Origin of the sequence: Aliterella atlantica CENA595 (genome assembly GCF_000952155.1) — a bacterium.
Taxonomy (GTDB): domain Bacteria; phylum Cyanobacteriota; class Cyanobacteriia; order Cyanobacteriales; family Chroococcidiopsidaceae; genus Aliterella; species Aliterella atlantica.
The window spans coordinates 1-25000 of record NZ_JYON01000034.1; the positions used below are offsets into that span (position 1 = coordinate 1).

The 25000-nt window shown below is 43.6% G+C and carries 25 protein-coding genes; 17 read left to right on the forward strand and 8 right to left on the reverse strand.

Annotated features, from left to right (window positions below):
* Positions 1-97: 97 nt before the first annotated feature.
* Positions 98-913, reverse strand: a complete 816-nt coding sequence (locus UH38_RS25045) for a Rha family transcriptional regulator (RefSeq protein ID WP_052672511.1) — start codon at positions 911-913, stop codon at positions 98-100.
* Between the two features lie 128 nt (positions 914-1041).
* Here UH38_RS25045 and UH38_RS26930 point away from each other — a divergent pair, with 128 nt between their 5' ends.
* Entirely contained in the window at positions 1042-1248 is a 207-nt protein-coding gene (locus tag UH38_RS26930; RefSeq protein WP_235355373.1) for a hypothetical protein, read from the forward strand.
* 33 nt (positions 1249-1281) lie between these two features.
* On the opposite strand, the gene UH38_RS25050 is transcribed toward UH38_RS26930, so the two are convergent.
* Positions 1282-1605 (reverse strand): helix-turn-helix domain-containing protein, encoded by a 324-nt coding sequence (locus UH38_RS25050; RefSeq protein ID WP_052672512.1) that lies wholly within the window; start codon positions 1603-1605, stop codon positions 1282-1284.
* 440 nt (positions 1606-2045) lie between these two features.
* Between UH38_RS25050 and UH38_RS21775 the strand changes: the two genes are divergently transcribed.
* The 5 genes from UH38_RS21775 (at position 2046) to UH38_RS21795 (ending at position 5354) form a co-directional block, all read left to right on the forward strand.
* The gene (locus tag UH38_RS21775) at positions 2046-2765 is read left to right on the forward strand and encodes a hypothetical protein (RefSeq protein WP_045056801.1); all 720 of its coding nucleotides are present in this window, start codon (positions 2046-2048) and stop codon (positions 2763-2765) included.
* A gap of 86 nt (positions 2766-2851) precedes the next feature.
* Positions 2852-3298, forward strand: a complete 447-nt coding sequence (locus UH38_RS21780) for a hypothetical protein (protein ID WP_045056802.1) — start codon at positions 2852-2854, stop codon at positions 3296-3298.
* 69 nt (positions 3299-3367) lie between these two features.
* Positions 3368-4363 (forward strand): DUF5895 domain-containing protein, encoded by a 996-nt coding sequence (locus UH38_RS21785; RefSeq protein WP_052672513.1) that lies wholly within the window; start codon positions 3368-3370, stop codon positions 4361-4363.
* A gap of 215 nt (positions 4364-4578) precedes the next feature.
* On the forward strand, positions 4579-4941 hold the full coding sequence (locus UH38_RS21790; protein ID WP_045056803.1) for a type II toxin-antitoxin system HicB family antitoxin: 363 nt from the start codon (positions 4579-4581) through the stop codon (positions 4939-4941).
* Positions 4938-5354, forward strand: a complete 417-nt coding sequence (locus tag UH38_RS21795) for a type II toxin-antitoxin system VapC family toxin (protein ID WP_045056804.1) — start codon at positions 4938-4940, stop codon at positions 5352-5354. Before UH38_RS21790 ends, UH38_RS21795 begins: the two co-directional genes overlap by 4 nt.
* Before the next feature lie 68 nt (positions 5355-5422).
* Here UH38_RS21795 and UH38_RS21800 read toward each other — a convergent pair whose 3' ends face one another.
* A complete protein-coding gene (locus UH38_RS21800) occupies positions 5423-5989 on the reverse strand; it encodes a CAP domain-containing protein (RefSeq protein ID WP_045056805.1) in 567 nt (188 codons plus the stop codon).
* 291 nt (positions 5990-6280) lie between these two features.
* Positions 6281-6760, reverse strand: a complete 480-nt coding sequence (locus UH38_RS21805) for a hypothetical protein (protein WP_045056806.1) — start codon at positions 6758-6760, stop codon at positions 6281-6283.
* Positions 6761-7177: 417 nt separating this feature from the next.
* Between UH38_RS21805 and UH38_RS27485 the strand changes: the two genes are divergently transcribed.
* Positions 7178-7843 (forward strand): zinc-finger-containing protein, encoded by a 666-nt coding sequence (locus tag UH38_RS27485; protein WP_072044972.1) that lies wholly within the window; start codon positions 7178-7180, stop codon positions 7841-7843.
* A 142-nt stretch (positions 7844-7985) separates the two neighbouring features.
* On the opposite strand, the gene UH38_RS21815 is transcribed toward UH38_RS27485, so the two are convergent.
* Positions 7986-8600: a hypothetical protein gene (locus tag UH38_RS21815; RefSeq protein WP_200892568.1), complete on the reverse strand. Its 615-nt coding sequence runs from the start codon at positions 8598-8600 to the stop codon at positions 7986-7988.
* Positions 8601-9407: 807 nt separating this feature from the next.
* On the opposite strand from UH38_RS21815, the gene UH38_RS21825 reads away from it, so the two are divergent.
* The 5 genes from UH38_RS21825 to UH38_RS28370 all read left to right on the forward strand — a co-directional run bounded on the left by UH38_RS21825 (position 9408) and on the right by UH38_RS28370 (position 17373).
* On the forward strand, positions 9408-10145 hold the full coding sequence (locus tag UH38_RS21825) for a hypothetical protein (protein ID WP_144405741.1): 738 nt from the start codon (positions 9408-9410) through the stop codon (positions 10143-10145).
* A 12-nt stretch (positions 10146-10157) separates the two neighbouring features.
* Entirely contained in the window at positions 10158-11246 is a 1089-nt protein-coding gene (locus tag UH38_RS21830) for a DUF1822 family protein (RefSeq protein WP_045056809.1), read from the forward strand.
* 12 nt (positions 11247-11258) lie between these two features.
* A complete protein-coding gene (locus tag UH38_RS21835; protein ID WP_045056810.1) occupies positions 11259-16418 on the forward strand; it encodes an nSTAND1 domain-containing NTPase in 5160 nt (1719 codons plus the stop codon).
* Positions 16419-16550: 132 nt separating this feature from the next.
* Complete coding sequence (locus UH38_RS21840; protein WP_045056811.1) at positions 16551-16901, forward strand: transposase; 351 nt, start codon at positions 16551-16553, stop codon at positions 16899-16901.
* Between the two features lie 4 nt (positions 16902-16905).
* A complete protein-coding gene (locus UH38_RS28370) occupies positions 16906-17373 on the forward strand; it encodes a transposase (protein ID WP_200892569.1) in 468 nt (155 codons plus the stop codon).
* Positions 17374-17564: 191 nt separating this feature from the next.
* On the opposite strand, the gene UH38_RS21850 is transcribed toward UH38_RS28370, so the two are convergent.
* From UH38_RS21850 to UH38_RS21860, 3 genes are all read right to left on the reverse strand, one after another.
* Positions 17565-17780, reverse strand: coding sequence for a hypothetical protein (locus UH38_RS21850; RefSeq protein WP_045056813.1), 216 nt, complete (start codon positions 17778-17780; stop codon positions 17565-17567).
* A 180-nt stretch (positions 17781-17960) separates the two neighbouring features.
* Positions 17961-18395 carry a hypothetical protein gene (locus tag UH38_RS21855; protein ID WP_144405742.1) on the reverse strand — a complete coding sequence of 145 codons (435 nt, stop codon included), beginning with the start codon at positions 18393-18395 and terminating at the stop codon, positions 17961-17963.
* A 67-nt stretch (positions 18396-18462) separates the two neighbouring features.
* Entirely contained in the window at positions 18463-19587 is a 1125-nt protein-coding gene (locus UH38_RS21860; RefSeq protein ID WP_045056815.1) for a hypothetical protein, read from the reverse strand.
* Between the two features lie 659 nt (positions 19588-20246).
* Here UH38_RS21860 and UH38_RS25055 point away from each other — a divergent pair.
* The 5 genes from UH38_RS25055 (at position 20247) to UH38_RS26025 (ending at position 24867) form a co-directional block, all read left to right on the forward strand.
* Positions 20247-20813 carry a tetratricopeptide repeat protein gene (locus tag UH38_RS25055; RefSeq protein ID WP_052672514.1) on the forward strand — a complete coding sequence of 189 codons (567 nt, stop codon included), beginning with the start codon at positions 20247-20249 and terminating at the stop codon, positions 20811-20813.
* Between the two features lie 80 nt (positions 20814-20893).
* On the forward strand, positions 20894-21751 hold the full coding sequence (locus UH38_RS26020; protein WP_144405743.1) for a hypothetical protein: 858 nt from the start codon (positions 20894-20896) through the stop codon (positions 21749-21751).
* A gap of 246 nt (positions 21752-21997) precedes the next feature.
* Positions 21998-22246, forward strand: a complete 249-nt coding sequence (locus tag UH38_RS26470; RefSeq protein ID WP_144405744.1) for a hypothetical protein — start codon at positions 21998-22000, stop codon at positions 22244-22246.
* Between the two features lie 683 nt (positions 22247-22929).
* Entirely contained in the window at positions 22930-23337 is a 408-nt protein-coding gene (locus tag UH38_RS21875; RefSeq protein ID WP_052672516.1) for a hypothetical protein, read from the forward strand.
* 697 nt (positions 23338-24034) lie between these two features.
* Positions 24035-24867, forward strand: a protein-coding gene (locus UH38_RS26025) for an IS1 family transposase (protein ID WP_144405745.1) whose coding sequence is annotated in 2 segments (ribosomal slippage) — positions 24035-24379 and positions 24382-24867 — 831 coding nt in all. Because the reading frame shifts where the segments join, the coding sequence is not laid out codon by codon here.
* Positions 24868-25000: the final 133 nt, after the last annotated feature.

Below are 25000 nucleotides of genomic sequence, written 5' to 3' on the forward strand. Positions count from 1 at the left end.
TACTGCACCCAAAACTGCTGAGGTAAACGTCATGCTTTCACCTCCTTAACTAGCAAATGCTTAATAGCTACTTGGAAAAACAAACGGGTTAGTTGTCTCATCTTCCGCCCCCTTCCCCAAGCAAAAGTTGACGATTGCCAACTTGGTAAGCAAACAAGCGTTGAATCTGTGGTAGTAAATGTCGAGGTAGCTTTAGGGTGGGGTGAGCAGTCAATTCCCTTGACCAAGCACCAGAATCTTTGCCTAGCTGCACCGAATTAAGCCATTGCCAAGTTTGCTCGTTGTTCTTAAAGCCCAGGCGCTTTGTCAGGTAGCCGATGGTCATACCGTCGCTTTGGGCAAGCACTCGTCCAGTTTTGGCATCGACGGCAACAGTTTTCTCAACTACTTCAGTGCGGGTAACAATTGCATCTGCTTTACCAAGAACTAGCTCCACCAGACCAGAGCCATGCAAAGCAGCGATCGCATTTGTCGCTTGCATTAGTCGCTCTTGACTTTGAGCGGCGGTTGCTTGGGCTTGGGCAACCTGGAGTTCTAGCTTGAGACGTTCGATTTCTTGAGACTGAGCGGGGATGACCTGTTTAATAACTTGCTTGGCTTTTTCAAATGCTACAGCTAAAGCTAGCTTGCAGTTAACTACTTGTTCAGTATTCCGGCTCAGGGTCATGATAAAGGTTGCTTGGAGTTCAGTCAGCCATGCCCATCGTTCATAAGAAACGTTACCCTGCTTGGTTTGGAACTCTCGCGTTTCAAACGCGACAGCCCCCATTACTGGATTTGATGCCATTAAAGGGTTGTATTTCTCAATCGTGGCTAAAAAGTTCTTGTGCTGAATACCTAACTCATCGGCAACCAATCTAGAGTCAACCAATAGTAAACCATCACCGCGATCGCTAACGGTTAGAAGACTCATAATAACCCCTGCTTAATTTCATAGCTCAGTTGTTCAAGCTCAGGGCTATCTTCAAAGCTTACCTGTTGATAACAGTAGACAATCTGCTGTGGAGTAGATATTTCTTTGCCAGCAGACAGTAGATTGATTTGATTGCAAATTTCTTGAGTACATCTGGAACAAATATGCTCAAGTTGATTGTCACGAGCCGATTTTGGCTCGACCAATATAGAATCGGATATTATTATCATTGCCATGACCTCAATAGTTTAACTGGGACAGGTTGTGGTACAAGTGGCGATCGCGTGACTCTTGCCGGAGGTGCGGTCGTTACTTGTTTAAGTTTGGGTTTCTAAAAAAACCTACCTGGAAAAAGAAGACAGTAGAGGTTATGCAACATTTTTCTTTTCCTCCTTTGACTGTTGCCGCTTGTCTGCCCACCACTGCTTCATCCGTTCTGATTTCTGTTGCCGCCGCTTTTCTCTAGCAATGCGACCTTCCGCTTGAATTTCGTCATCAAACCGTTTAATCAGATCCCCAGGTTCACAATCAAGCACCTCACAAAGTTGATCTAAAAGCTCAAGTTTGAGAGTAGTTGCTTTGTACTCTAGGTATTGAATGCCACCCAAAGACATTTTCATCGCCTTGGCTAGATCCTCCTGAGTCATGTCGCGCTGAGTTCTAACTTCAGCAAGCATTAATTTCACTGCCATGTCCTAAATTCTTCCACTACTGTACCCTTTTTTTCTTTGTTAATCAACTCTTAGCTATCAAGTTCTTTGTATAGAAGTTCTTGACAAAACATAGAAGTTCTTGGTATTATTAAAACATGGGAATAGGGACGGAGACAGCCCGCACCCGCAACGCAATCCAGAGTCTCAGCGCAATTTCAATAACAACAAAGCAGCCAGAGCGCGGAACTGACGAACAACCACCGCCCACCCCACTGCTGTAGTGGATGACCTGTGAGAAAGAGGAGCGATACCTCGGTGAGACAGACCCTACCAGTAATGGTCAACGCTGATATGCGAAGGGCAGATGAGGAAATACTTTGTTGTTAATTTCAGCCAGTTCAAAAACAGCAAAGCCTATAGCGGTCGCCCTGGAAAGTTGAACGCTACAGGCTTTGGTTCCTACATTCATAGGTAATCAAATGCTAACTCAAGACAAATCTTTAGAGCAAGTCAAAACAGAGCAATCCCAACAAGGTATCATCAATCCTAGCCGCCAAATTACTAAGGAAGATGAACTATATTTGCGCGACTACACCCTAGCCGCAGCAGTCATCAGTTGGGATCGAGGCACTTACAATACTCCACAACAAGTAACGCCAGTACAAATCACTAATATTGCCTTAACTGGCGATACAGTCTGGTATCAAATCGACTTTCATCAAGCAATTCCTCTAAACATAGAGACATTCCACGCTCATCGCTTGCAAATATGGCTAGATAAAGCAGAGCAAGAACAACCAGCCGGATATGCTGGAGATTCGGTAAGTTGTCAGCTACGACCCAATCCAGAACTGATTAGGGAGTACGAGCAAGGTGAGGCGCATGGACTTCTTGACGCTTCAGCGCAAATGCCATCAATATGCACAGAAGGTAGTTGTGCATATTCGGCAGGGTATCTGGAAGGGTATAGCAGTTTTACGCAGGCAAAGGAAAAAACGAAAGCCTTTACTACTAAGCCTCCTACTTGGTCAGTAACGTATAACAACGAGTGGCAGTGGTATGTTGTCTGGGTAGGCGATCGCGCCATTGGTAGAGCATTGACACATGAAGCAGCAGAGCAGATAGCTCAGAAGTATATTGCTGATGGGCAGGCTTGGCAACAGCACAGAGAGCGAGTGCTAGCTAGCTACGCAGATTAACTAAAGTAATTCCCATTGCATTAGGCGCTCTTAACCCCAAATCAAGAGCGCCACTTGTACTTACTTATTGCAGGCGAGAACTCATCATGGACATTGACGAACTTACAAAGAACTTATGCGCTCGCGCGGTCGCCCTTGAACTGATTGCTTGGCTGCGGGAAAACGAGCTATTGGCTGATAACTCTGGCAACGAGGCTAGCGATACCGAACTAGCAGAGATATTCGCCTTCCATAGCCCAGACAAAAGTGAAATACTAGCTCAGATTCACGAGCTATTGGCAGCAAGCAAACAGTCAACTGTTACCCAGGAGATCGTTGGAACTTTAACTGCATCGAAGTTTGCCAAGACGACCGCGACTGCTCCTAAGCGATCGCTACAGCTAATTAATTTACTTTCTTGCTTGCCACAGGAAGAGAGGAATTTGATTTGCGTAGCCTTAACTAGCTTATTGCAAGCAGAAGGCGAGGATTTTTCGATTACCGAGCAACAAGTAAATCTAGCTGCAAGCATTCTGTATGCGGTAAGGAAATAATCTGCATCAACTATCTAAGAGCAGGAATTTTTTTTCCAAATAGCTCAATAATGCTGACTCAAAGTCAATATGCAGACATCAAATAGCGATCGCATCCAAGAGACAGCAAACGAAGTACAACCATTCACTACTCTAATCAACAGGAATAAAGCAATGACACACGACATGGAACGTGACGAATTTATCAGCGACGAATACATCGACAAGAACGCCACCCTACCGACCGTAATAGTATTAAACGATAAAGAACACTGCGGCTATTTCATCCCCGTCAGCACGATGGCAAAATGCGGCTGGGTCGATTTTGATGAAACCCAGTTAATTAGTCATACTTTTCGTTCTGGAGAAATCGAACAAGGTGTACTAATTACCCACCCTCGAATGCTAGTTTGCCCCAAGAGTGAGCTTTATCAATATGATGTCGAAGCGTCGGAAAAACAACAGAAGCGGGCAGTAGTGGGGTTGTTCGATCCAGCCCTTAAAGGTGATAGAAATATTAGGACTGAGCGGCTGTATTTAGTATTCTTCCTAGACGCAAACAATAATCCTTTGCATACATCACCTCTGAAATATGCCGCAAGAGGTGTAAACGGAGCAACGTTTGAAGTGGAAAGACGAGCATTCAAGTCGCAGCTAGAAGCTTGTCATGCTCTAATTAATCACGTAGCAGCCAAACCGAAAAACGATCGCTTTCATAGTCTAGGCGTATTTTGTTTTGCAACTATTGCGGAATTGGTAGGTGAGAAACAAAACAAGTCGTGGTGTTGTAGAGTAACTAGCCATGAAAGTCCGACAACTGAGAATTGGCGAGATTACTTTATCGGCTACACGCAACTGAAAGACTATGCTTGGTCAGCATTGGAGCCTGGGCAAAAGATAGATGTGCTGTCAATTCCAGCCTTGGAGGGGGAAGCTGCGCAGGTAGCGGCACTATTGCCTAGTGATGAGCTAGATAGTGCAGAACATAATTATCACCAACGTATAAAACCCCAGGAGCGGTTGCTTGCCCAATCAACAGTAAAAGCAAGCTACGAAGACGAGGAAGAAGAAAACGTTGGATTTTGAGTAAGCGTTGAAGCATTAATACAACATCAATTGCTGCTGGGAAAAAGGATTTAGTTTGTTTATCCCAGTAGCAGTTCTTGATTGACGAACGCTAGTCCAATCTAGGACGTTTTAACATCAAGACTGCGCTCTGTGTCTTTAGCCTTATGCAGAGTAGGGCTTTCAAGGAAATGCCCTTGCTTGTAGAATAAGAATGCGATTTAGAGGAACTGAGCGTGCAATATCAAGTATTTGTCCAAAATCCAGCCGAACGAAAATTTGTAGCATCAATTGTGGGAATACCCGCAGTTAGCGAGGAAGGAGCAACGGAGGAAGAAGCGGTTTTCAAAGCTAAAGCAGCTTTAGAAGCGCAACTTGCGAGGGGAAAATTTATTACTATCGAGCTTCCCCAAACTAATAGCCCAGAAATACTGACATCGGTACTGAAAACGGCGATCGCTGTCAATCATAAATCTGACTCTCCCACACCTACCATGAAGTATGCAGGAATTTTTGCTAATGACCCTAGTTTTGATGATTGGACAGAGAAACTTGCAATCATCCGCCAACAAGCAAATGCTGCTGATGATGAGCAATGACTTTGTTCGTTCTCGATACCGACCATCTGAGTCTCTATGGGCGCAATCAGCCGCAGGTAATTGCTCGATTGCGGGTAAATTGGGAACAAGTGGCGACAACTGCAATCAATGTAGAAGAGCAGTTGCGAGGACGTTTAGCACAAATTGCTGAAGCAAAGAAATCAGAAGCGCTGTCAAATGCCTATCAACGTTTAGGAGAAACAGTAATGCTTCTATCTGAGTTTCAGGTACTTCCATACAATGCAGATGCAATCGCAATTTACCAAGCACTTAAGGCGCTAAAAATCAGAGTAGGGACACAAGACTTACGTATCGCCTCAGTTACATTGGCTCATAACGGCACGCTTGTAACTAGAAATTTGCAAGACTTTCAGAAAGTTCCAAATCTGACAATTGAAGACTGGTCGTATTAAGTAGAAGAGAACAACGTTGTCACAGTGCGGTAAAGGCAACCAATACAGCAGAGCATGGTTCCCAAAGGTCAACGACTGCGAATAAACATTTGGGTGAAGTAATATTGACCTTTAGCATTGGTGGCAACACCAATCCCTGTGAGGTTAAAGTTACCCTCCATATTCTGGCGATGCCCAGTGCTTTTAATCCAGCCTTGGACTGCTTGGGTAGCTGGATCACTATAGCCCTGATTGTAAGCTACATTCTCTGCTGCTGAACTATAAGGGATGGCAACTGCCGTAACTCGCCCTGCAAAACCTTGATGACCAAAGGCAACTTTACCACTAGCCATATTCTGACTGTGGATTCGTGCTTGTTCGCTCATGCGCGTATTTGCGGTGAGCGGTGGCAAACCTCGACTTGCTCGGTACTGATTGACTTGGCTATATATCGCTTTTTCAACCGCATCAATGGAATTAGTGGTAGAACTTTGAGCAATGTAAGTAGGCACCTGTCTCAATACCGCAGAGGGTGGAACCTCACGAGCCAGCTTGGCAGCTAAAGTGGGAGCTTGGACGTTAGCAACAATTTCTATCGCTCCAGTAGCCAAGACCAGAGCAGTCAATACTTTGCCGTTAATAAGGTAGCGCATCATCAAAATCGTTCTGGTTTTTGCATATATGTCAAGGAGCAAGGCAAATTTAACAGTGTAAATTTACTTTTCTAAGCTCTACACAGTGTTAATGCTTTTCGGGAATTAATTCAAGGGAAATTTTACTGACGAGATTTTACTGATAACTTAGCTGAGGTGGAAGTAGAGTAGAGATTCAGTTCAGTAAATATACTCAATCTGTACCAACGCTGTGCTTGGCAATTGACTTGCTCTATCTGCCTTAAATAATTACTAAAAGCAGATAGAGCAAAGTTTCAAGCGAGAAATCTAACACTACTTAGACACTGCTGGAGCGGTTACTGCTTTTGTCCGCACCTGCTGATAAAAACGTTCAACGCTTTGAACATACTTGGCAGTCTGACCGCTAGTACAGCTAGTAGGATTACCCGTCATCCACCAACAAGCAGTACGACGCACTGCCATAGTTCCGTTTTTGCCACTAGCTGCATACTGCTTTGGTAGCTCTCGGCGCAGAATGCAACTGACAATGCTCCTGGCGACTTTTGGGCTGCTTTCTAATTGTTTGGCTGTAACTTCACGCCCAAGGCATTGCTTTGACCAACTTGGGATGATACCTGGGGTAATTTGCCACTGACTGTATAGCCCATCGTTTTGAACGCCTGTTTTCGGGGCAGCTTGGCGCAGAGCATCAACCATTGCCTCCACTTGAGGTTCACTTACCTGCTGCGCCCCAGCAGGCAATGTCCAGAGCGCCAAGCCTACAAATAGCCCCTTAAGTAGCAATCGTCCCATCAGTTATCTCCTTTTACTTAACTGCAAATGGGACTGGTGACGCTTAATAATTCGTAATGTTTCCTGATATCAAGCAACAAACTACCCTCACCCGCCATTCTTTAACTGGCGGGTTTTGTTTTATCTATACCAGAACTAAGAGCAATAGTAAATCTCACCAGCTACTCGCGCCATCGTCAACATTAGCCAATGAGCGTAGCAACTAGAAATCTGTTGGCAACACCTCAGCTAAGAGCGGCGGCGCTTTACAAAGCTACCTAATCATCAATCGACTTCAAATACATTTAGCGCTCGCTCTACCAACCCTGATAAGTTGATTGCCTCCCTTTAATATCCATCAACAGCAAGAAAACTCGCTGTAGCTAGAGCGATCGCTAAAGAAGTATCTGTTCTCAAACAACTTCAGGAAGTATGCGTATGAAACCTCAAGTTTGTCCATTCTGCAATAGCAGCGTGTCATTAGTAGATAGCACCAAAGTCTACGGGCGTAGTTATGGGTTTATCTACCTGTGCGATCGATACCCCAAATGTGATGCCAGGGTCGGGTGTCATCCTGGTAGCAATAAGCCGCTAGGCACGTTAGCTGACAAGGAGTTACGTAAATGGCGCAATCTAGCTCATCGCCAGTTTGACCCCTTATGGAAGTCAGGTATTTTTAACAGCCGCAGTGCTGCTTACAAATGGCTGGCAAAAGCTATGAAGTTGCCACCTCAACAAACTCACATCGCGATGTTTGACCAAGGGCAATGCCAAACAGCGATCGGGGTTATTCAGCAACAGTTTTGGGGTTTTCAATGCAACATACCGTCAACTAAAAAGGAGAACGATTTGAAACCTAGTGCGATCGCACTCAACATAGACAACGGGTTCGATGTAGTTGCTGTGTGGGAAAAAGATAGTAAGCGGTGGCGGTTATTACAGCTAGCGCGTCCTGGGCAAGCGATCGCTTTGTACCAGAAAAACCCGAAGGCGCGGCTGGTGTTCCCGACTGAGATAAATCCAAATCATCTTGAGCAGAACATCCTCAAAGCCAAAAGTAGTAGGGGAAAGGTTAGCAACTATAGCCTTGGAGCAAAAAGATAGTTCATTAAAATCAACGCGCAATCTGCAAGATGTCCTGCCAGGGCAATCGTATTTGTGAAATAGTAAATCTTCTCACAATCTTTGTGTAGAAGTAACTAAGAAATCGCGAATATGATATTGGCTTTTTATAGCCTTCAAAGTTTTAATTATTACAAGCACTATCTTTCATCGTTGTAGCTGGTATTTGGTCTTTATACTTGCACAGAAATCTCTCAGCGTGAGTAGCACCCAGCCTTTGAATTTCATTAGGAAAATTACTTAATGGTACTGACTCGCCCTTAATTCCCAATTTTTTAGCGCCTTTAGCCGCACCAGCGTGTAAATAGATAAGTTCTGGTGGCATATTCATCCACACACATAACCTTTGGGCAACGTCATAGGTTGTAGTGTCCCCTAAACCTTTTACGCGGGTAGTTATTGATTTTATCCAAGAGTATAGCTGGTGAAAATCTGTAAATTCGTCAGGCTTCACATTCGCCTCTAGTGAAGTTTTTAGTCCTTCAGGCAACTTATCGGCAACGTGGCACTGATGACGGTGCATTTTGCCATTTTCAAGACGTGAATCCCACGCTCTTTTCAGAGCTTCTTCCCAAGTCGAGCTTTCTGCCCACCATGAATCCTCAAACTTATATAAATCTTGATAGCAGTGTAAATACTCATTGACTATGAACTCAAGATCGTTGATTTCGTTACTCTGCTTTTTATGCTTGCAGCAGGCTACATTCACAGGAATTGAAGTAACTATTTTCGTTTTCACTAAAGTCCAAACCAACCTTTCGTAAAGCAGTTTCAAAGCGATTATGGCTCAACAATTTCTGAATTACCTCAGTAAAATTGCGCGTCTGTAAATTTAGTTACTCCTACAGGTTGAACTCTGATATTATCTAACCCCCCCAAGCAACCCACTCCAGCCCCGCCTTGAGTGCAGCTTCAGCCGTGTAGTAAATCTTGCGCTCACCCAATACTTCACCACCAGGGCTTATCAACCGGAATTGCCAGCAGTGCGCTTCGGTGTAAAAGACTATCAAGGTAGTGCCGTCGATACCGACAACTTGATGGATTTTGGTTTTGTCCAAGTGCGATCGCCTTGAGGGAGTATCTTTTACTTGAATTGATTAAAGTGGAGTTTAGGGTGCAACGCACCTCTAGGAAATTCCTCAGCGCTGATGTCATAAGCTGTTATCGGGCGCTCGCCTACGCTCTTTGTTTCTTGAAGTGATGGCTCTAAGTATCACTCCGGCTTGAGTTTAGATAGCGGGCGTAGGTGTGATTTATTAACTCTTTTCTTGCGCTCCACAGATTGGTGTCGTTTTATTCCCATACATTACTTGGTAGATTGTTGCCTTTGAGCATATGAGTAGGTGATGAGATTTACAGGTTTAGGGAGTTGCCGAAAACTTTACAAAACTTTTTCATATAACTACATAAATTTGAGGTTTAGCCATTGTTACTGACAGTGTAGGATTACGAAAATACTTTTGTGAAAGATGATGTAAGTTCAATAAAAGTTCAAGATTTGTATTGTTTATCTGATTTACCGAAAGACTTGTCGACATCTAGGACAATGAAAAGCAAACCGAATTGCGACGATTCGATAGACTCCCAATCAATGACCTTAGAAGCACGATTAGAAATTTGGATTGTTGCTCATTGTTACGAACAAAATCCTCGACCTCAAAGGATTGCCGAACTCAATACCATTTTTCGCCAAATTTATAGCGATCGCCGTTTTCATCGATACCGAAATGATGGGAATCGCGATTACTACGAAGATGCACTATCCCTAATGTGGCGATATTTTTTTCTGAATTTATGCGAAGTAAAGACAGCGAGAAAAAGTGGCTCTTTTCTTGAGACTTGTAACTATGCGGTAGGACGTTTGCTTGTCAACCTTAAGGGTCATTTGAAAAATATTGAGAAGCAGAGGCAAGAAGAAGCCTCTCAGCAGGAGGAGCCTCGAATCAACAGCGAAGGCGATGTTACGGAACCACTCGATAACGTGCCCAATCCCAAACCAGAATTAGCTTCACGCCAGTTTGAGGCATTCCTGAAGCTTTTAGAAGAAGATCCTACGGGCGAGTTAAAGGATGAAATCAACACCCTACGCGGAAGGAAGGGAGTCTATACATTAACAGCTCAAACTTATTTGTTAATGTACTATCGGGAGCAAAAAACTATTTACCAGATTGCTGAGGAGCTAAACATTCCTCGTGGGTCGGTGCTAGGCGGCATCAAGCCGACGAATTGGAAAGCGCTGGCGCGTAAGTACGCTCAGATGGCAATAGATTTGGTATCAGAATAAAGGAGCGTAGCCATGACTTACAACAGCGACGATTTGAACCAGTTAAAAACTTTTTGGAAGACAGTTGAGACAGAGCTAGTGGAACTTCAATTACCAATACCAAGTAAACCGCAGTTCCCGCCAGGTGCGGTGCCAATTCCCATTTCTAGTACGGCTCGACAGAAAGCCGAGCGCATGGCGAGTCTTTGCCGTAATAGCGATCGCAGAGAAACAATGAGGCGCAATCTGTTGGCAACAATCGCCGTACACGATTACTTGAGGCTTCAGGGATATTTACCCGATTTAGAAGCGAGCGATTGCTGGAATCCGATTCTTGGCAGAACGGGCGAGGTAGCGGATTTAGTTGTCTCTCAGATAGGGCGATTGGAGTGTTGTGCTATGAAACCCGGTCAATTAACTTGCCCCGTTCCATCGGAAGGACAGTTTGGGCGATCGGGTTATGTAGCGGTAGAAATGGATGAGGAGGGGCGTTGGGGTTGGTTGTTAGGGTTTATACCAAGCAGGGATGAGGTTAACCCGATTGAGATATTAAGCCGGAAAGAACTTTACTCAATAGATGAGTTTGGAGTTAAATTTGCACCCAATGCTGTAGCAGAGTCACCTTTAAATCAACTCAAACCGATTACAGATTTTCCAGAAGCCCTGAACCAGCTCCAACAACCATCCAAAAATACAGTGAATTTAAGGCAATGGTTGAACAACTATATTGAAGAAGGTTGGCAGAAGCTAGAAACACTTTTTAGCCCAGAGGAATTAACACCAGCATTCATCATGAGAAGCTCTTTGATAGAACGGGGCAAGCAGATTTGTTTGGCAACGCAGGTAATAAAACAATCGATTATTCTGATTGTTAAGTTGAATCCTCAATCTGAAAAAGACACTAATATTATCGTAGAAGTTCGCCCCCAAAGCGGTCAGCTTTATCTACCAAATATGCTGCAAGTCAAAATCTTGAACGAGAACCAAACAGCAGTGATGCAAGCAACTACTAGCAGTACAAACAGAAACATTCGATTTGACTTTAATGCTGAACCCGAAGAACGCTTCAGCATACAAATGATTCTGGGAGAAACTAGCGTTATAGAAGACTTTGAGATTTAGAGGAAACTAGCAATGAGCAAGTTGGCAACCCTTAGACTGGTCGATGGCAATCTAGAGCAAGGTGTACGGGTAATACTTACGATTAGCACATCACAAAACTCACAAAGAACTGCTTCGCCAAAAACTCAATCAGACCATTCTCTCCCCGATACTGAAATCAGTGGGACGCTACCTCCAAATCCCAGTTTAGTTAACACAATTGACAAATGGCAAACTAATTATCGGAGTTTGGGTTCAACTCGCATTCAACCTAATAAAATTAGCTATGATGCTTCGATTAATCAACTTCGTTTAAATTGCCAAAAATTAGATCGACAATTACGATCGCAACTCAATACTTGGCTGTCTTCATCCTCTTTTGGTTCCATTCGAGATAAGTGGCTGGAGGAACTGATGAAAGATGAAGTACGAGTTCTCGTTCGCGCTTCAGATCGGTCATTGTTGAAACTTCCCTGGCATCTGTGGGATTTGATTGAGCGGAATTCGCTAGCAGAAGTGGCTTTAGGAGTACCCGATACCGAACCTGTCCAAAAAGACCAAACTCCAACCTTGCGAGGCAAAGTCCGGATTCTCGCTATTTTAGGCAATAGTACGGGAATTGATATCGAGAAAGATCGAGAGTTACTAGAAAGTCTTGCTGATGCTCATCCAACCTTCCTCCCTGAACCCAAACTTAAAGATATTAACGACAAGTTATGGGAGCAAGAGTGGGACATTCTGTTTTTTGCAGGTCACAGTCGCTCAGAAGGCGATCGGGGAAGAATTTACATCAATCAGACCGACAGTTTAACGATCGCAGATCTTAAACACGCCTTAAAAAAGGCAGTAGACAAAGGATTACAGTTGGCAATTTTCAATTCCTGCGATGGTCTGGGATTGGCATTTGAGTTGCAACAATTACATTTGCCACAGACGATCGTGATGCGAGAACCTGTGCCAGATGAAATTGCCCAGGAATTCCTCAGATATTTTCTGCCTGCATTTGCTAGCGGTCAATCTCTGTACCTAGCCGAACGAGAAGCCAGGCTGCGGCTGCATGGGCGCGAAAATGAGTTTCCAGGAGCTAGTTGGCTACCTGTGATTTTTCAATCGCCTGCTACTACGCCTCCCACCTGGGCAAATCTAGGACGAAGACCGACTGTGCTTTGCCCGTATCGCGGATTATTTGCCTTTCGCGAAGAAGATGCTCTGTTTTTCCACGGACGAGAAAATTTTACCCAAACCTTGGTCGAAGCGGTTCAAAAACAGGATTTGGTTAGTGTGATTGGAGCTTCTGGGAGCGGTAAATCTTCCGTTGTCTTTGCGGGTCTAGTGGCCGAACTGCGCCAACAGGGTTCCTGGGAAATTATGGCATTTCGACCAGGACAACGACCGTTTCAAGCGATCGCCGCTGCCTGGGTTAAACTTAGAATGCCCAATATGCCCGCAGCAGAACAACTGCTATCTATCATTCAACTGGCTGAAGCATGGCACACGGATGAGACTGCACTTTATGCTGTGGTAGAGGAAGCAATTTGGCAAGCGCTTGGAACGAAGCTATTAATCGTTATCGATCAGTTTGAGGAACTCTATACTCAGTGTCAGGATACTTTAGAATGTCAGGCATTTATCGATCGCTTGCTCAAAGTGGTTGAGTTGCCCAATGTTGCCTTGGTGCTAACGCTACGAACAGATTTTTTAGGACAGGCACTCACGTATCCTCCGCTTGCAGACGTTCTCCAGCATGGCAATCGAATGCTAGGGGCTATGAGTCGCACGGAACTACAGGCTGCGATCGCTCAACCTGCCGCACTTCTAGGAGTAACCCTAGAAGAAGGACTGACTGACCGGATGATTGAGGCAGTAAGTCATTCAAAAGGGAACTTACCGCTTTTGGAATTTGCCCTGCAAGAACTCTGGGGGAAAAAGCAAGGCACTCAGCTTACTCACGCTGCTTATGAGGAAATTGGTGGATTAGAAGCAGCCGTAGCCCGTCATGCCGAACAAGCTTATAACAAACTTAGCGAGTTAGAGAAAGAGCGATCGCGTCAAATCTTCCTACAGTTAGTCCGTCCAAGCGAGGGAACAGTAAATACTCGTCGTGTAGCAACGCGTGCCGAAATGGGCGACAACTGGGAATTAGTGACACACTTAGCCTCGGAGCGGTTAATAGTGACGGGGCAAGATGCGATCGCCAAAACTGAAACGGTAGAGCTAGTTCATGAAGCATTGATTCAAGAATGGAGTCGTTTGCGATCGTGGATTAAGGAAAACCGTGAATTTCGCCTGTGGCAAGAGAGGTTACGGGCGGCTATGCGGCAATGGGAGGCGAGCAAGCGAGACGAAGGTGCATTATTACGCGGTAAATCGCTCGCTGTTGCGGAAGATGAATTACAAAAGCGCTCAGATGAGCTGGTAGCAGAGCAGGAATTTATCACAGCCAGTTTGGGGCTACGGGAAAGAGAAAAAGAGAAACTGTCTCGTCAACGAAAACGCACGATTGTCGGATTGACTAGCGGTTTGGTAGGTGCGCTAGGGCTAGCAGCGATAGCAGGAGTAGGGTGGTGGTTCGCTACCAATGCTGCAACTAACGATCGAATCAAGGCGCTAGTACTAGAGTCCCAGTCACTTTTCGCTTTATCAGGAGCTAACGAGTATAGTCGTTACACAAGGAACTCTACTTTATCTAAAGACTCTTCTTTTACCAAAAAACAGCAAGAAAAAGAGGAGGAAGATGCTAAGAAAAAAGAAATCTTATTTCAAGAAGCATCGCTTAAAGCTATCAAAGCAGGTCGGGAAATGCAACATTCTATCGGAGTCGATACGGCAACTCGATTTCAAGTTTTAGAAGCATTACGACGAATTGTTGCTACAAAAGAAGAATCAGCGAGCTTGACGCTCTCAGAATGCGATCCAATGAAGCGAGGACTTATTTCTGTAACGTGGACTTCGGATAGGAAGACGATCGCCTGTGTAAATTACGATGGAACAGTAAGGTTTTGGGACGGCACTACAGGTAAAAAAACGAATATCTTTCAGGGAGAGACGGAGTGGGTTGATGATGTCACGTTCAGTCCCGATGGGAGAATAATTGCATCGGGTACTGCCGATGGCACGGTGGATCTATGGGATCGCGTGACAGGCAAGAAAATTCGAGAATTAAAAGGACATTTGAGTCAAGTACGGGCGATCCAGTTTAGCCCTAATGGTCAAATATTAGCAGTAGCAAATTATGATGGCACAATCATAGTTTGGGAAGTAGGAACGGGGCGGGAACTAAACAAACTGTCAGGGCATTCAGATGAGAAGAATCCAGACGTTGCTTGGTTGCTCTTCAGTCCAAATGGACAGTTTTTCGTATCTGGAAGTAGACGTACAGATGGTACTCTGAAGCTTTGGAAAGTCTCTAGTGAAAAGGAAATTAAAACTATTCGCTTCAACGATATTAGTTCTTTCCCACACTTCATGTTCAGCCCAGATAGCCAGACTTTTATCTATTCCGATGGTAAATCGACAAATCAAAGCGTAAAACTTTGGAATATTGCGAATAAGAAAGAAATCAGAAATATTCTTGTCCCTGGAGAACCATTTATCAGCCCAGATAGACAAGTAATTGCAGTAATTGATAGGGATAATAATAATTTAATTAGTAAAGGCAAATTTTCTACCTCGTTCACGAAAGGTACAGTCTCACTTTGGGATACTTCAACGGGTAAAAAAGTAAAAACACTCAATAATTTCCCCCCTGGTGAACGTGAACTCGGTGAAATTAGTTTTAGTCCTGATAGTTCGTTGATAGCGGTTTATGCATACGATAATAAGGGTGGTTCATACCTTGGTCCTTTCCCTGGCTCTAAGGCTAAGATCGTCTTTTGGAAGCGAGATGGAACGAGACTCAAAACTATAGAACAACTAGGAGAGATTTTTCAAATAAACTTTAGCCCAGACGGTCAAAAAGCGGCGATTTCCAGCTTTGGTTCGCCACCTAAAGACGGTTACCACGTTATACTCAACTTATGGGATATTGCAACAGGTAGAAAACTCAAAACACTTATTGACGAACCTATAAGGTTTAGCACGAAAGGACTGTCTGTAGGTTTGGGAACTCAATTTAGTCCAGATGGAAAGATAATTGTAGCGGTTCATAGTAGCGGTATTGCTAAATTTTTTGATAGTTCAACTGGAAGTGAACTTAACCTCGCTAACATCAGTCCTTCCCGTGAGATTAGTCAGCGCACATCAGCAGACGAAAAAGTAGACATAGCTTTAAGAAGTGATGGTTCGCTGAGATTTCGAGAGCGAGCAACAGGCAAAGAATTGAGGATGAATCGTTATGATTCCATGATGGTAAGTGCTGCTCGTATTAGTGATGATAAAACGATTACAACTGTGAATTGGTATGGAAAGCTGCAACAAAGAGAACTGACAACAGGTCGGATTCTCAAATCTATAAACCTACCTTTTGACAAATCCGCCTCTAGCCTCAAGTTTAGTCCAGATGGTCGCAAAGTAGCCGCAGCAAGATCGAATTATACTGTCAAAATTTGGGATGCCACTACGGGCAAAGAAATACTTGCACTAAAGGAATATGCAACCATAGCCGATGAAGCGAATGACTGGCGCAGGAGTAACCTTCACTTTAGCCCAGATGGTAAGATAGTGGCTATTGTAAGAACGGAAAATGACAAAAAAAAGAGTACCTTGGAATTATGGGAAGTCTCAACGGGGAATGCTATCCAGTTTTCTGAGGAGATTTCTGGGATTAAAAGCATTTCTTTTAGCCCTAATAGTGATGAATTAGCAATTCTTAAAAGTAATGACACAATTCAGTTGTGGAAGCTCTCAACTCGTCAGTTGTTAAAAACGATTAGACCTACCTTAGAAAATATGTGGGGTATCCAATTCAGTCCTGAGAGTGAATTACTTTTCGCTTTTGATTCTGATGAATTAAAAGTATTAAATATTTCAATAGGTCGAGAAATTGCATCATTCAAACTTCCGATAGGAAGCCCCTTAAACCCCTCTATTGATTTCAGATCTGATGGTAAAATACTCATTTTACAATCAGACAATGAATTTAGTTTTTTGAATTTTAATTTAGAAGAGCTTCTAAAACTTAGCTGTGAGATTACACGCGATTACCTGAAAAATAATTCGAGTGTGACCGAGAATGATAAGTACATTTGCGATTGAATAAAAAGTTATTTAGATGTTTGCATAGAAAATTTACAGGATTTCTGGCGATCTCTAACCTTACTTAGAACCTATCCCACTAATGTCAGGAATGTGATAGTCTGCTAGTTAGAAGCAACAATGTATCACATTATGGCTAGACGATTTGAAGGATTAACCGACTTAGAATGGCGGCTATTTGAAGATATATTCCCCAAAAAACCAGAAAAACGCGAGCGTGGAATGCCTCATGCGCCATTTCGCTATGTACTCAATACCTTACTATATGTACTAATCACAGGATGTCGTTGGTGCGATGTTCCCAAGGGAGAAATCTGGGCATTAAAAAGTTCGGCACACAGATGGCTCAAGCGTTGGCAGAGTGAAGGGGTCTTAGAAAACTTACAAGCACGGATATTAGGAATTGCCTCAGAGCAAAAATTAATCAACTGGAGTTACGGCGCGGTTGACGGGTCTTTTTCCCCCTGGCAAAGGTGGCGGTGAAGATGTGGCATATGGTTATAAGGGCAAAGGAATTTTGATACATACCCTGACTGATGGTAATGGTATGCCCTTGACCAACTGTACAACACCAGCTAATGGCAGCGAAAGAGACCATGTTATACCACTTCTAGATAGTATTAAAGTCAAGACGACAAAACCTGGTAGACCACGCAAACGAGTCCAAGTGCTAGCTGCCGACAAAGGCTACGATTCAAAGGAATTACGAACAACTTTACGTAAACGTGGTATTAGACCACAGTTACCAAAACGAATTTGGAAGACGAAGAAAAATCGGGGTAGACCAGTTAAACTCTCGGTTCCACGTTTTCAACAAGAGCGCTGCTTCGCATGGTTTCAACGAAAGTATCGCCGACTTGTGGTTCGATGGGAAAGGATTACGGCCTGTTTCAATGCTTTTCTTTCTCTTGCCACAATTCACATTTGGATTAACAAAGTGTTATTATTGGGATAGCCTCTACATCTTACAAAAGATGATTGCAAGGCTTATAGCTTTCGAGAACGAACCACCGTCAGCACTTTCCTAACGGATGCTAAATTAGCCGCAGATTGGAACGTACTGCTAAAGTTAGTGGGATTAGTTCAGCAGGGCAATCGGTAGACATTGATACTGACGCTGCGCAGCAACGTTAGCCCAGTTCGATCTTATTTCTTTTTGATTTTCTTCGCGTTTGAGACTTTGCCGTCTTTGATAGTAATCTCATACTCGAATTCCTCGAGTTTGTAGAGCCAAAACTCGTCTTGCCAGCGTGGGCTATCTGCTGATAAACCTCCCACGAACTTAGAGTCCTTCAGGACTTCACTAAAAGTCATTTTTCTATAAGGCTCACCCAATATCTCGATTACCTGAGACTTTGACATCCCCTCGCATACCTCTCCCTCGTCAAGAAACGTGACGAGATAACCATCCTGACCATCTAGCCTTGTAGGAGAAACCCTGTGGGTTCTACAAAGCAATTCTCCAATTTCATCTAAAACTCCATCTTTCGCGGCTATAGCAAATAATAGAGCCCTGTTGTCTGCCCCAGCAAGCTTGTTTAACTAAATTGCGTAAATCCTCCCACTTTCGTTCTTGATGTACAAATAAGAACCCTTCGGAGAATTTGAAAGAGGAGCACTTTCCTGGAAACTTTTTTGGGGACTTTTGAACATCTTCTCACGCCGCTTAGTATTCTTACTCCCTAAAATACCTACGACATAACAGGTGATGCTTACCAGGAGCAACTTAACTGTAATTGAAATACTGAGATAACTAACAAAACTCCAGGTCACAAGTCCTGTTACAATAATAGAGCCAACTCCGAGCCAGCCAAGCGAAAGTATCCATCGAAATAAACGTCGATGAACCTCTGGATAATCTTCATTTATTCTTTTCTTGAGTTCTGCCTCTGCCTTTTCAACTTTCTTGTATTGGTCAGTATTTTTGGAAGACCTTACGCTCTTTTTTGTACTCATAGCTTGTTGTTTTAATCTCAATATTACGTGTTGCTAGAATCTTTGCAAATTTTCCAAGAAAATAGTAGCTGCTTACTCTTTTGGCAAATCAATTTGACAAGCCTCGTAAATAGTCAATTGCCGCAAATACCTCTTGGTGTGCGTCGTCGTAATACGACTGAACATCGCGGAGAATTGTATTACGAATTACATAGGAATCCATAGCGCTCAGGTAAAAATCCACGTCACTGGAGAGACAGCCGTACCGCTGACAAATGGCGGACACACTCTCGCTGTGCCGATTCGGGTCGTAGCTTTCCTCCAGGGCACGAAGAATGAGCGCCAAAAAGGGAGTCTTAGGCAGGTAGGTCTTGGCGATCGGACCAAAGCGGGGAACAGATACAGCGTTAGGGTAGCCGCGCTCTTGGCGTAGCTTACGAACTTTTTGTAGTTCGTAAGTTGCGCTCGCGTCATTGGGTACCAAGCGATGGAATTCTTCACAGGCTCGTTGCAGCCAATAGAGCGCTGAAACTTTCTCAAACTCCGAAAACGCAGGGTCGTCGATGCGCTTAATGAGATAAGCCAAGTCCATGCGGATACCGTTGTAGCAATTGATAGCCATATCGATTTTTCCAACAGACTCCAGGGCAAGCGCGACATCGATCATGGCTGAACCAACCAAGTGCGGACATGATGATAAGGTGCGATTTGTCACACGAGCGCGAACCATGAGCATTTCTGCGTTGTGATAGATCGTCGTGCCAGCAGCTTGGTAGTAACCTGCAAAGAGATGAGCCCATTCCCGCATAGCAATCCCATGCACCAACAGCTTTTCGTTGTCAGTATGTTGGATATCTACAATTTCAAAAGCCCTGGCTAAGTCGCACGTCAACCGAAAGGCCTGTTCGAGAATCGCTTCAACCTTCTCGCCGGAATGTTTACCTTCTTTGAGGGCGTACAGAGTCAGTAGCAACTCTCCGACGATAATCACTCTGGCGTTGACATCTGCATCTTCAATGAGTTTGTAGAGACTGGAATGCTTATTGGATTGCAGTACCAGAACGAGCGCATCACGGACAGCTTGAAGCAGTTTCGAGTTAACAGCCTTTGGAGGAATACGAGAAGATTCAGAAAGACGGCTTGCAAGTGCCGTAAAATCGTGACCTGCGCGTAGATGTGCAAATAATGCTGCATTGTCACTAAGTTTGTAGAGGTCATTAATAAGTTGAATCATTTAGTTCGATCTCCTTTTATTAACTGTTCGGGAGAGATAGCCATAAACTATGCACTTTTAACGACTGTTAAAAATTCAAAAACTTGTGTAAAACCCTTATTTACTTCCCCAATCACTACCAAAAGTCAAAACAATATCGGAATTAAAAAGAAGGGTTGATTGAGGCGGTGTAGCTAAGGTGAGTTCGCTAAGATCAAACTTTAACTAATGGCTGATGGCTTGTCAAGACGGCTTACCCACTTTTTGGTTACATCACACCCCTTGCTCTCATCTTTGGTGACTTAGTGCCAGTTCTTAGATAAACCTAGTTTGGAGGACACTTTTATGACATCTATGCCATGTTCTACTCCTCCATCCCAAACCTTTGTTTCGCGACGCATAGACTACTATGCCACGAATTACACTAAACATTTTTCCGTCATCTCTTTAAAACTACATAATTTTTCCAGTTGAGACTTGTTACTTAAGTAAAGCAAGTCCTACCCAGCCATTGCTTCCTAATCATTAGCAGAAGGTAGAGTAAATTGATTTTGAGATAAAAGACTCGCATGAGGTTTGTCTGTAGCTTTCAACGCTGAGTATGTGATGTAAGTAGATACGCATAATTGACAATTCAATCAATTAATTACACAGTACCTAATTTTCAAGGAGAACTAAAAATGGATATGAGTCAATTCAGCAATGCAAATGGTTATATCAAAGGTATTGATTTTGATCGTAGCTACCTTGAATGCGAAACAATGTTAGCCCAAGCTAATACATTAATTCAAGAAAAACGCTCCCAAGAATCAGTCGAACTGTTATTAAAGATTCTGCAACGCAATTCACAATTCGGCAAGGCATACAATCATCTCGGCTATGTTTATGAAATCGATTACAGAGATTACACCCGTGCTGAGGAATATTACAAAAAGGCAATGAAATATGAGCCGGAGTATAGTGCTGCTTACACCCATTATGCTCGCTTGTTATCAAGTTGCAAACGTTTTGATGAACTCAAAGCACACTTGGATATAGCTTTAACTATATCAACTGTTTCTGCCGAAACGATTTACTTTGAGTATGGTCTTATGTACGAGATGCAGCAAAACCCAGAAGCCGCAATAGATTATTACATTAAAGCCGCAATGACTACATTAGATACACACAAAGTCACATTTTATCAAGGAGCAATCAATCGCTGCAAAACGAAACTTGAGTTGAAAAATTCACTCAGCGAGCGCTAATTCATAATGATTTGTTGACGACATCTTCAGCAAACTTTGTCGTCAACAAGATTACTTTACTGAACTACAAGAAGATAGATATGAATACACACCTACGCCGAATGGTCATCTCAACTGCGATCGCGATCGCTACACTCATGGGTTCCGCAACGATCTCTCACTCACAAAGCGTGCAAAATTTCGGACCTTTTAAGTCGAGGGCTGATTGCGAAGCAGCAATGCAGGCGCTCGTCCGAGCAGGTAGGGCCAGTTCGTATAGGTGCTTTAGACTCCCCCAAAATGGGAGATCAAACGGACCTCAGAATCAATCTGGCAAATATACTAATGAGCTAACACCTAAAGAGATAAGAGAACTAGAGAAACTCGTCGGTCGTGATATACCTCCAGCACTATTGCGAGATCCAAAAACGATCCGCTTGGTGAGAGACTATTTGGATGATAAGAGAAATGGTTCTAGTCCATCATATAAGCCCTACTCTACGAAACCAGATCTTTCAACTCCCTCCATCAATACTAGGATTCCGAATAGGTCAACAGAAGAATTTCGTTATCGACCTGGTGAAGCTAATGGAGGCAACAATTTACCTAATGTTAAAGGTCGCTTGCTTCCGGATGGTCGCATTGGACTAATTCCAGGTCAAATTGCTCGCAGAATGCAAGGAATGTACTTTAACAATTTTGGAGAGTTTCGTAAGACCTTTTGGAAGTTAGTTGAACAAGATCCATATCTCAGAAAAGGCTGGACTAAGGGAAATATAAAACGTATGCGGCAAGGGATGGCTCCTATTGCTCCAAGAGCCGAGCAAACAGGTGGAGGAGCCAATAAAGTTTATCAACTGGATCATAGTCATGACCTGCAGCATGGTGGTGAGGTGTATGACTTAGGTAACATTCGGATTGTGTCACCACGTTTTCATCAACAGTATGGAAGAGACTGATGTAGGTGCATTAACGGGGTGGGCGAGCGATCGCCCACCAGCCTTACAATAGAGTTATCGTTGGTACTTAATTTTGTAAGAAAAAGTCAGTTTTGCAAAGTTTGAACTTTAAAAGATCGTCATTCAGTACTCATTCAAATAATACGAAGGTATTACAAATACAAAAGTTCTGAAGAAAAGCAAGGGAACCAAGACTTGTTACTTGAGTAAACATTAAAAATTTGAGAATTCAAGGTATTTGAGAATATGGCTAAGTCAATTTACCTACCAAGTGGAATTTTAGGCACTATTGCTGTTTTTGTAGTAGGTTGTGTTTCTCATGTTCAGACTGAAACTGCACCAATTACATCGCCTAGCTCAACTGCTAGCAGGACATCATCTTCATTGTCACCAAAGCCTGAGTTTATATCCCCACCTACTGCAAATTCTGACACAGCACTCGCATCGCCCCACCTGGGAGACTATCAAATCTCCCACCGCTTCCATTCCGCCTAGAATAAGCCTCCAGCAATTGCTTGCCACTTAGTCGGGTAAATATCCTTGAGGTTTTAGGTAATTATCACGACAGCGATTGTTACTAATAGATTCTGCCACATTTTTTGAGTCTGGCATTGCACAAACGCCAGTCAAGCAAACTGCTTTGTGGAGCAAGCCGTAACAGAAATGGGAGTTGGTCTAGCACTCAGCATAGAAGCTAAATTAACTCTTGAAAATCTGTGCAACAAATCACTATCCTTTAAATACCCCCTTTAGTAAGAACTGTTTACCTGCTGATGGTTGCGCTAACCGTTACTCCTCGGCAATCGTAGTTCCTACATAAATTCTTCAGTTTAGCTTGTTGTATTTATAAGAGTTAGAGGTTTCATACTATGCCTATAGAAGTTATTGATGTTACTTGCCCGTCCTGCCACAAAAAGAACCTACTTCTCAAGCAATTAAATAAAGAGCCTTACAAATGTAACCGTTGCCGACACTCACAATCTGACCCGCTTGTGTCATTAACATCGCAGACTCAATCGGCTTTAAAAGGTGGAAACATCTTCGGTCTTAGTGTCCTTGTCAGTGTTAGTCTACTTGTATGTTCTATGCGTAGCGCTTTGGGAAGTAGTCAGTCGCCATCCCTATCTTTATCATCTGTTACTTCTCAGCACAGACCTCTTGCAAATCTACCCATCTTTGTGGCAAAGAACCGCTCGCTGCCTGCTGTAGTATCGCAGGCTATAGGCGGAGGTTCTCTCAAGGTCTCCAATGGTACCAGCAGCGATGCCTACGTCAAGCTAGTTGAGCCGCGTTCTAGCACGTTAGTAGGATCGCTTTACGTCAAAGCCAACTCAGCCTCTACGCTCGACCAGATACCTGATGGAACCTACCAAGTTCTATTTGTCTTAGGAGAGGGTTGGAATCCTAATGCTCAATCATTCAAAAAGAACAAGCGCTTTGCAAAATTCGATAAGCTTCTCAATTTTACTACAACGCAGTTGAGTAATGAAATACGCTATAGGGCTTTCAGGATTACGCTTAATCCAGTTGTTAGTGGCAATACTACAACAAGCAGAGTTAATGAACGGGAATTCGATCGCTATTAGTTGCGCTAACCTACCTAGTCTGCGCTCCCATTTCCTACATAAATCCTTCAGATTGGCTTGTTGATTTATAGGAGTTAGAGGTTTGATACTATGCTTGGAAAAATTCCTGATGTTACTTGTCCGTCATGCCGTCGGAAGGACCGACTTGTTATCCGAACAATCGAAGGAGCCTACAGGTGCAGACATTGCCAACATAAACTTTCTTACCCGTCTGTGTCTTTATCGAAGCAGCAGGTTCAAGCATTGCTGAGTAGTGGTTTCAGAATTAGGAGAATACTGAGCATTATAACTGTCTTTGCTGGCTTTGGCTTACTTGTGCTTGTCCGCAGTTATTCAAACGAGGGTCAGTTGTTATCCTCATCTTCAGCACCTATTGCATCGTCCAGCCCAACTGCAAGTCCAACTTCATCATTAACACCAGAACCTAAGCCGATACCAAAGCCTAAACCTGTTCGGCGACCCACTGATGATAACGGAGTTCCATTTCCAACTAAATCGGGATATCTCAAAGGTTATCCAGCTCTATCATGGGGTGGCTACTCAAATGTGACTGTGGATAACTCACAAAATAACTCAGACGTATTTGTGAAACTCTTTTGGTTGGACACTATTCCTCCCAAGGCAGCAAGGGTATTTGATTGTGCGTTAAAGGAATGTGGGATTGGTAAAATAGAAGTATCCCTTACCCCCTTAACCCGTGATAGAATGTCGGCTTTGCGGTCATCCTAAACCACATAAACATGGCAAGATGCCGAACGGACATCAACGCTACTTCTGCCGCCAGTGCAAGCAGACATTTTGTGAAAATTTTGACACGCTTTACTACTGGCGACGAGTGAGTCCAGAACAAGTTCAACAGGTACTGCAAGCCCATAGTGAAGGGTGTAGTCTACGAGGAATTAGCAGAATTACAAGCTTGGCATACAACACCGTAGTGAGTATTGTTCGTGGCGCAAGTGCTAAGGCGCAATTAATTCATAATCACCAGGTTGAGCAGGTCGAGACAGAGGAGGTGAGTGCAGACGAGATGTGGTCATTTGTGCAAAAAAACAGAAGCAATGTTTCGCCAAGGAATTAGAAGTGGGAGATTGCTGGATTGGACTGAGTTTAGCCAATTCCAGTGGATTGATCCTGGCAGCACGAGTGGGTAAACACACCGATGAGTTGATTGAGGAATTAGTCGTTAGTACACAAGGAAAAACGGATTGCCAACAATGGAACAGTGACGATTGGGGTGGGTATGAACGGGTATTGCCGCCTGGGGTCTTGCACTATATTGGTAAAGACAAAACTCAGCGATTAGAACGTACTAATGGCATTGTCAGACAACAAACGAGTCGATGGCATCGCAGACAGAATAAGTTTGGCAAATTGTGGGATATGACGAAAGTTACAACCCGATTAGTCGTGAGCTACTTCAATTGGATTTGGCAGCACAGTCGTTTTAAAACGACTGCGGCGTGGCGTGCAGAGCTAACTAACCGACCTTGGACTTGGCACGATATCGTCACTTATCCAACAATTCTTTGATGCACTACCGGGTATTTTTTATTCGTGCTCGCGACACATTTACTGTTAAAAATGTCAAATCTGGTAACTACGACGTTAGGTATCGTGACCTTACCTCTGAATTACTATCACGAACGGAGCAGTTTCATCTTAA